Origin of the sequence: Acinetobacter sp. MD2(2019), assembly GCF_035615615.1 — a bacterium.
Lineage (GTDB): Bacteria > Pseudomonadota > Gammaproteobacteria > Pseudomonadales > Moraxellaceae > Acinetobacter.
Map to the genome: position 1 here is coordinate 40304 of NZ_VTDU01000020.1, position 8280 is coordinate 48583.

At 41.9% G+C, this 8280-nt stretch carries 7 protein-coding genes; 3 read left to right on the forward strand and 4 right to left on the reverse strand.

What is annotated here, in order from left to right; translation table 11 throughout:
• Positions 1-34 precede the first annotated feature (34 nt).
• Positions 35-3013: a DNA translocase FtsK gene (locus tag I2F62_RS10470; RefSeq protein ID WP_324626957.1), complete on the reverse strand. Its 2979-nt coding sequence runs from the start codon at positions 3011-3013 to the stop codon at positions 35-37.
• 251 nt (positions 3014-3264) lie between these two features.
• On the opposite strand from I2F62_RS10470, the gene trxB reads away from it, so the two are divergent.
• Positions 3265-4215, forward strand: a complete 951-nt coding sequence (gene trxB / locus I2F62_RS10475) for a thioredoxin-disulfide reductase (RefSeq protein ID WP_324626958.1) — start codon at positions 3265-3267, stop codon at positions 4213-4215.
• Positions 4216-4278: 63 nt separating this feature from the next.
• Here the strand turns inward: trxB and dctA are convergent, their stop codons facing one another.
• Positions 4279-5613 (reverse strand): C4-dicarboxylate transporter DctA, encoded by a 1335-nt coding sequence (dctA, locus tag I2F62_RS10480; RefSeq protein WP_420713755.1) that lies wholly within the window; start codon positions 5611-5613, stop codon positions 4279-4281.
• 145 nt (positions 5614-5758) lie between these two features.
• On the opposite strand from dctA, the gene aat reads away from it, so the two are divergent.
• Both aat and I2F62_RS10490 read left to right on the forward strand, forming a co-directional pair.
• A complete protein-coding gene (aat, locus tag I2F62_RS10485) occupies positions 5759-6484 on the forward strand; it encodes a leucyl/phenylalanyl-tRNA--protein transferase (protein ID WP_324626965.1) in 726 nt (241 codons plus the stop codon).
• 26 nt (positions 6485-6510) lie between these two features.
• Complete coding sequence (locus tag I2F62_RS10490) at positions 6511-7323, forward strand: arginyltransferase (RefSeq protein ID WP_324626959.1); 813 nt, start codon at positions 6511-6513, stop codon at positions 7321-7323.
• A gap of 2 nt (positions 7324-7325) precedes the next feature.
• Here the strand turns inward: I2F62_RS10490 and rimI are convergent, their stop codons facing one another.
• Together rimI and I2F62_RS10500 are read right to left on the reverse strand one after the other, a co-directional pair.
• The gene (rimI, locus tag I2F62_RS10495; RefSeq protein ID WP_324626960.1) at positions 7326-7793 is read right to left on the reverse strand and encodes a ribosomal protein S18-alanine N-acetyltransferase; all 468 of its coding nucleotides are present in this window, start codon (positions 7791-7793) and stop codon (positions 7326-7328) included.
• A gap of 79 nt (positions 7794-7872) precedes the next feature.
• Positions 7873-8280, reverse strand: a 408-nt coding sequence (locus tag I2F62_RS10500) for an EF-Tu/IF-2/RF-3 family GTPase (RefSeq protein ID WP_324626961.1), incomplete at its 5' end; no start/stop codon positions are given.

An 8280-nucleotide genomic window follows, 5' to 3' on the forward strand; every position in this document is an offset into this window, starting at 1 on the left:
GGTTGCAATGGCAAATCCCATTGCAACCAACCCATTAAACTAAGATATCGCGCTTCCCATTGGCACCCTGCGCACTCACAATACCGTTTTCTTCCATTTGGTCGACAATACGCGCAGCGCGGTTATATCCCAAGCTAAATTTCCGTTGTAAGGATGAAACCGATACTTTACGGGTTTCTAACACAAAGGATACGCATTGATCATACAAAGCATCACGACTTGGATCGGTATCACCGTCTTCAAAACCACGCGATGTTGGTTCTTCATCATAAGGCGTTAAAATTTCATCGACATAATTCGGAGAGCCACGTTCACGCCAAGCATCGCAAATTCGGTTTACTTCGTCATCGCCAATAAATGCACCATGTACACGTTCTGGCTCAATTTTACCCGGCCCTAGAAACAGCATATCGCCATGTCCGAGTAAATCTTCAGCACCACCCGCATCTAAAATAGTCCGTGAGTCAATCTTACTGTTTACGCGCAATGCCACCCGCGTTGGAATATTGGCTTTGATTAAACCAGTAATCACATCGACCGATGGGCGCTGTGTAGCAAGTAATAAGTGAATGCCTGCCGCACGAGATTTTTGCGCTAAACGGGTAATCATTTCTTCGGCTTTTTTACCCACTTGCATGATCATATCTGCAAATTCGTCGGCAACAATCACAATAGACGGCAATGGCGTTAAGCGAGGTGCACGGTCTTGAACCGCAGAATCACTTGGCTTCCATGTTGGATCGATTAAATCTTCACCGTTGGCTAATGCTTCTTCAACTTTACGATTGTAGTCGCTTAGTTTACGAATTTTAAGGAAGGACATAAGCTTATAACGACGTTCCATTTCATTCACACACCAATTCAATGCGCTCACGGCATCTTTCATGTCGGTGACGACAGGCGTTAATAAATGTGGAATATCGTTATAGTTTGCAAGTTCAAGTTGCTTTGGATCGATCAAAATCAGGCGCAATTGATCTGGCGTATATTTCAGCAACATCGATAAAATCATCGAGTTTACCGCCACAGATTTACCCGAACCCGTTGTGCCGGCCACCAACATATGTGGCGCTTTTGCCAAGTCGGTTAACACTGGATTGCCTGAAATATCTTTACCCATTGCCATACTAATTAAATTATTCGGGTCACGGTAACTTGGTGTATCCAATAACTCAATTAAACGCACCATTTCACGCGTGCTGTTTGGAACTTCAATCCCGATATAAGGCTTGCCAGGAATGACCTCGACCACACGCACCGATGCCATCGACATCGAACGTGCCAAATCACGAGAAATATTGGTGACTTTAGAGGCTTTAACGCCGGGTGCCAAATCTAGCTCGAATCGGGTGACTACAGGGCCCGGCTGTGCTTCCACCACCTTCGCTTTGACATTAAATTCTTGTAATTTAATTTCGAGCAATTCAGACAAACGCGACAACTGCTCTGCGGTGAAATTCACCTTTTTATTTGGATCGACCCGATCTAATAAATCGGTTGAAGGCAATGTTGGCAAGTCTTTACGTTTTGCAGCCACTTCCATTGCGCGCGACATTGGTCGACCTGAAGCATCGGTTAATGGTGCATCGAAGTCAAATTCATCCTCGTCTTGAGGTTTGCCTGCAGTTTCTTGCCACGCCTCAATAAATTCTTCTTTAGATAATTCAGGCTTGGCAAGTGTGGTTTGAATGGTTGCATTCACAAATGAACTTGATTGTGCATAACTGCTGGCAACTCGGGGTTGCGCAGCAGTATTTTGTTCAGGTTCTATCGCTAATGCGGTTGTGTGTTCTGCTGCTGTATCATCCATTGCCAACAATTTTTCAATATCGGCAATCGGTTCATCGTGTAGATTTTTGGCTGAAGTTGATGTCTGCTCGTTACTAAACAATGCATCATCCGCTTGCTGTTGAAATGGCTGATGAATATCGGCCGTTTTGGTATTGGGAACGGCGGCCAACAAATCATCAAAGATTTGATCATCATTCCAATCTAAATCAGATGTGCTAGTGCCTGAATGGTTAAAATCGGTGTTATTGGCAGAGTCAGGACGTTGTTCATCTTGCGCGGCTTTTAACAAGGCATCAATTTCTTGTTCTTGTAATTCGACATCGTCATGATTGGACGCGCGCCAAACGCTTCCTGTGCTAATTATTTTTTCAGCGTGCTGCGCAGGTTGAGGGGTTACTTTCGCTGTATTTTCGGCTGCATTCACCGCTGGTGTCATTTTTTCGGCGACTTTTTCAGGCATTGTAGACGGTTCATTTACAAAGCGATCAAATAAAGATTCCGCTGCGGCACTTTTCGCATTGGCTTGTTCGGCTTTAGATTCAACCTCAGCCACAGGATCTTTTTGTGTTGGTGCGGCGGCGACTTGCTCCACAACAACGCGTGTAGTTGAACTTTTGGTGGTTAAGTCGTAATCGGCTTCACTTTCAGGCACATTTTTATAAAATAGATCTTGTAAATATTTGGGTGTGGCTTTTAAGGTTGCCCATGTTTTATTCCACTGAATGCCAAAAGCAAGCGTGACTAAAATAACTAATAGAATGAGTAAGAATGCACTTGCGCCATAAACGGTAATGAGTTGCGAAAGGCTAACACCCAATTCATAACCAATGATGCCACCCGAGGCATTTTCTAAGGCGTCGCTTGGGACATTCCAAAATAAGTACAATAAACTTGCCGTCGCAAGCAAAATAAAAAATTGCGCAGCATAGCGAAATGGGCGACTTAAAAAACTACGTGGCCACCACACTTGTATGGCTTCAATAAAGAAAAACAACGGCAACAGTAAACTTGCCCAGCCTAAAAAGCCAAACAATAAATCTGCAACCCACGCCCCTGCAACCCCACTGGCATTAGACACCTGTTGTGTGTCGCTTGAAATATGCATCCAACCCGGATCAAATGGTGTATAAGTGACTGTCGCTAGAAACAGATATATTCCAAATGACACCAAAAATAATGTGATGAGTAAGCGCTGTGCATATACACTCGACACCGCAGTCATATATTGTCCTGTAGCAATTTAACCAATGGGAAATATTGAAATAAGCATATTTACTTCTTTCAATCAATAAATCTTTATATATTATGCACCTGTTCTGTAAAAAAAGATGCAGTAGAATACTGAATCTTTGTTAGTGTTTTATATAGCTGAATTCGATTTAGATGATCAATATTATCGACATCGAACAGCCACAAAATTCTCCCTATTTCACGTATAATTTTTCTCAATTGAGATTATAAAAGGAAAAGTACATGAGTGCTCGCCATTCACGATTAATTATTTTAGGTTCAGGCCCTGCTGGCTATAGCGCCGCAGTGTATGCAGCACGCGCAAATTTAAAACCGACTTTAATTGCAGGTTTACAATTGGGTGGGCAATTGACCACCACCACGGAAGTCGACAACTGGCCGGGCGGTGCGGAAGGTTTAACTGGCCCTGCACTGATGGAACAAATGCAAGCACATGCTGAACGTTTTGGCACTGAATTGGTCTACGACTATATTAACGAAGTAGATACCAAGACGCGTCCATTTGTGCTTAAAGGCGATATGGGCGAATACACCTGTGATGCACTCATTATTGCAACGGGGGCAACCGCACAATATTTAGGGCTTGAGTCTGAACAAAAATTCATGGGTCAAGGTGTGAGTGCTTGCGCAACCTGTGATGGTTTCTTCTATAAAAACCAAAATGTGGTGGTGGTTGGTGGCGGTAACACCGCGGTTGAAGAAGCCCTTTATTTGTCTAATATTGCAGCACACGTCACCTTAGTGCATCGCCGTGACAGCTTGCGTTCTGAAAAAATCTTGCAAGATCATTTATTTGCCAAAGAAAAAGAAGGCAAAATCTCGATTGTTTGGAATCACCAAGTCGATGAAGTTTTAGGCGATAATACCGGTGTGACAGGCGTGCGCTTAAAATCGACCCAAGATGATTCAACACAACAAATTGATGCACAAGGTTTATTTATTGCGATTGGTCACAAACCAAATACCGAAATTTTCCAAGGTCAACTTGAACTTAAAGATGGCTATATTGTCGTCAACAGCGGTATTAAAGGCAATGCAACAGCAACTTCTGTAGAAGGTATTTTTGCTGCGGGTGATGTTGCCGATCAGGTTTATCGTCAAGCGATCACCTCGGCTGCTGCAGGCTGCATGGCTGCACTCGATGCCGATGCCTACCTTGACCAATTAAAATAATCTTACAATTACTCCAAAAGCAGCCTCGGCTGCTTTTTTTTGTTGTTTGATTTACAGGTGCCATTAATTTAAGTCTTTAGCAACAGGAAAAGGCAATACCATCGCGTCATCAACAAAATCTGTTTCGGCTGCTTTTGCTAATTCAGGATGATTTAAAACCTGATGGGCACGTTCAAAGTCTAAATCTTTTTCCCATGCGCCAATCACCACCGCTGCAACACAATTACCAATTAAATTACTCACTGCGCGAATAATGCCAATAATCCAATCTATAGATAAAATTAGCACCAATCCCACCGCAGGAATGGCAGGAAAACTATTTAAGGTTGCAGCCAATACTACAATTGCAGATGCCGGAATTCCGTGTGCCCCTTTTGATGTAAATAAGGTAATGATTAAAATCATCATTAAATCGTGCAACGACAGTGCTGTTCCGGTTGCCTGAGCAATAAATACCACGGCCAAGGTCAGGTAAATGGAAAAACCATCTAAGTTAAATGAATAGCCTGAAGGTACAACCAAGCTGACCGTAGTATTTTTAATCCCCAATTGGGTTAATTTATTCATGACTTGTGGCAACACTGAATCTGAAGATGCCGTGCCACACACCACCAAAATTTCTTCTTTTAAATAGCGGATTAATTTAAAAATATTAAAACCAAATAAGCGCAAAATTCCGCCTAAAATGACCACCACAAAGAAAATCACGCAGGCATAATATAAAACCACCAAGTAACCCAAGTTCATTAATGAACTCAGACCATATTTACCCACAGTAAATGCAACCGCACCAAACACCCCAATCGGTGCGAGCTTCACAATTAAGCCCATCATTTTAAAAATGACTTGTGAGACTTTGTCTATTGCCGATGCAACGGGGTCTTTAACATCGTTCGGTAAATAAGACAGCGCTATTCCAAAAATAATTGCAAATAACACCACTTGTAAAACTTCAGCCCCTGTAAATGCGCCAACAGCCGTTTGTGGAATTAAATTTAAGAAAAAATCGGAAAAATTGGTCACGCTATGCACATTTTCGTTGTATTTGCTTAAGCTTGCTGCATCTAAACTGTGCACATCTATATGCATACCGGCGCCAGGTTTGAAGATATACGCCACCACAACGCCCAATAAAAGTGCAACCGTGGTCATCACCTCAAAATAAAGGATCGTTTTTAGCCCAACCTTACCTGCTTTTTTTAAATCGCCTGCACCATAAATACCCAAAACCACAACACAAAACACCAATGGTGCAATCAGCATTTTGACTAATTTAACAAACGCATCGCCTAAGACTTGAAAATCCTTAGTATATTGAGGAAAGAAGAAACCAACAACACAGCCGAAAATGAGCGCAATAATGACTTGCAGAAAGAGAGATTTTTTGATGGTTTGCATAATACAAATACCGAAACACAAATAACAAAACCTCGTTATGCATAATATATGCCACAGATGCTGCTTTCTTAGACCATTTACAATTATGGAAACGTCAAGGCTTAGGCTATGATGTAAGTTCCTCCAATACACTTGCCTAGACATGATGCAAAACCATGCACCGATTTTTCCAGACCCAGAATTGGCCGATCCCGATGGCGAAGGCTTGATCTGTATTGGTGGAGATTTACAGCCATCGACCTTGCTGCAAGCGTATTCCCATGGGCTTTTCCCTTGGTTTAACGAAGGTGAACCGATTTGCTGGTGGTCGCCAGAACCACGTTGCATTATTCAACCACAAACGTTTAAGCCGAGTAAGTCGTTAATTCGAACAATGAAAAAACAGCGCTATCGAATTAGCATCAATCATGCGTTTGAGGATGTGATTCGCCACTGTGCCCTACCGCGTGCCTACGCCAATGAAACCTGGATTAGTGAAGACATCATTGCTGGCTACATTCAATTGTTTGAATTGGGTTTTGGCTATAGCATTGAAGTTTGGAACGAGTCGCAAGAATTAATTGGCGGTTTATATGGTGTAAATATTGGACACGGCTGCTTCGGCGAATCGATGTTTAGCCATGCAACTGATGTATCCAAAATGGCTTTTTACACATTAATGCTGATTGGAAAGCATGAAAATTTGCCATGGATTGATTGCCAGCTTAAAAATGATCATTTATTAAGCTTAGGTGCAACGACCATTTCTCGAACAAACTACTTAAAATCGTTACAAGATGTGATAAAACAGCCGAATATCGATTGGAAAAAGTATCAGAACCGTGTATTTTTTTCAGATACGATTGCAATAAATCAACATGTTTTAAAATGACTATAAATTAGGGAGGGAAAAACAGCATGAACTCTTATCGCCCCACACCCCTTTTGAATGAATTACAATATTATATTACCCCACCGCACGATTGCAGTTATCTAGATCATCGCTCTGCACGTATGGTGTTTTTAGACCCAAGCCAACGCATTGACGTACTGACTTTATCCGAATTATCGCGCAATGGTTTTCGCCGCAGCGGCGATTTTGTCTATCGCCCAGAATGCCATTTGTGTCGCCAATGCTTGTCCTGTCGTGTTCCTGTTGAACACTTCCAAATGAACAGCCAACAAAAAAAAGCGTGGAAACGCAATCAAGATTTAAGCCTAAAAATCACCCGTCCAGAAGATGCCAATAGCGCGCACTACAATTTATACGAACGCTATATCAATTTACGCCATCGCGATGGCGATATGTATCCGCCAAGTCTTGACCAATTTGAAAAATTTTTGATGCAAAGCTGTACCGACAGCTTTTTCTTAGAACTTTGGGATAAAGATCAACTGATTTGCGTGTCTACCTGTGATCATTTAAATGACGGACTGTCTGCGGTATATACTTTTTTTGAACCCGAAGCACAGCGGCGCTCCTTAGGCGTATTTGCGATTTTGAAGCAAATTGAATATGCACATTCACTCGGTTTAGACTTTGTCTATCTTGGATATTGGGTACCACACTCAAAAAAAATGAACTACAAATGCCAATATATTCCGTTTGAATTACTTATTGATGGTCAATGGCGTCGTTTGAATCACGCCTTATCAAACCAACAAATTCAACAGCTTGGCGATTCTTTTATGACTATTTTCCCCAATGAATGGGAACATTTAATTAAATAATTTTATTCTGCAAACAATGCAGAAAAATCATCACTACACGCTTTAACCATAATAATGGCATGTTCGCGCGTGCCATTGGAATTGGGATAATAATTCTTTCTCAAATCAATTTGATGGAAGCCTGCTTTTTCATACAAGGCAATTGCAGCCCGATTACTCTCTCGAACTTCTAAAAAAATTTGTAATGGATCATTTTTCAATTGTGCAATAGATTGCTCCAGTAATTCAAAACCCAAGCCCTTGCCCTGCTGACTTGGATCAATTGCCATTAGCAATAAATTTGCCTCATCTAAAACAGGTTGCAAAATACAAAATCCAACCACTTGCCCTGCAATCTCGACCACCGTACTTTGATAGCTTTCAACGGCATCAGCAAATTGCTGGTAAGTCCATGGATGCGTCTGTACCTGCGTTTCAATTTGATGGATACGCGCAACGTCTGTATGGGTCATCAAACGAATAAGAGACATAAAATTGACCTAATTGTATTTGAAAATTTTCGACTATAAAAAAACGCCCCGTTAGGAGCGTTTTTTTACTTTTCAGTGATTATGCAGTTACTTTCGCAACAACACCAGCACCTACAGTACGACCACCTTCACGGATCGCAAAACGTAGACCTGGGTCCATTGCGATTGGGTGAATGAGTTCTACTGACATTTCAACGTTGTCACCTGGCATTACCATTTCAACGCCTTCTTTCAACTGGATTGCACCAGTTACGTCAGTTGTACGGAAATAGAATTGTGGACGGTAACCGTTAAGGAACGGAGTATGACGACCACCTTCGTCTTTAGAAAGTACGTATACTTCTGCGTCGAATTTAGTGTGCGGCTTGATTGTACCTGGTTTAGCAAGTACTTGACCACGTTGTACGTCTTCACGCTTAGTACCACGAAGAAGAACACCACAGTTCTCGCCTGCACGACCTTCGTCAAGCAATTTACGGAACATTTC

What these genes read in the sequence shown, in the direction of transcription:
- I2F62_RS10490 (WP_324626959.1), top strand. Translation starts at nt 6,511, where the DNA reads ATGAACTCTTATCGCCCCACACCCCTTTTGAATGAATTACAATATTAT.
- aat (WP_324626965.1), top strand. Translation starts at nt 5,759, where the DNA reads ATGCAAAACCATGCACCGATTTTTCCAGACCCAGAATTGGCCGATCCC.
- I2F62_RS10470 (WP_324626957.1), bottom strand. Translation starts at nt 3,013, where the DNA reads ATGACTGCGGTGTCGAGTGTATATGCACAGCGCTTACTCATCACATTA.
- rimI (WP_324626960.1), bottom strand. Translation starts at nt 7,793, where the DNA reads ATGTCTCTTATTCGTTTGATGACCCATACAGACGTTGCGCGTATCCAT.
- dctA (WP_420713755.1), bottom strand. Translation starts at nt 5,613, where the DNA reads ATGCAAACCATCAAAAAATCTCTCTTTCTGCAAGTCATTATTGCGCTC.
- trxB (WP_324626958.1), top strand. Translation starts at nt 3,265, where the DNA reads ATGAGTGCTCGCCATTCACGATTAATTATTTTAGGTTCAGGCCCTGCT.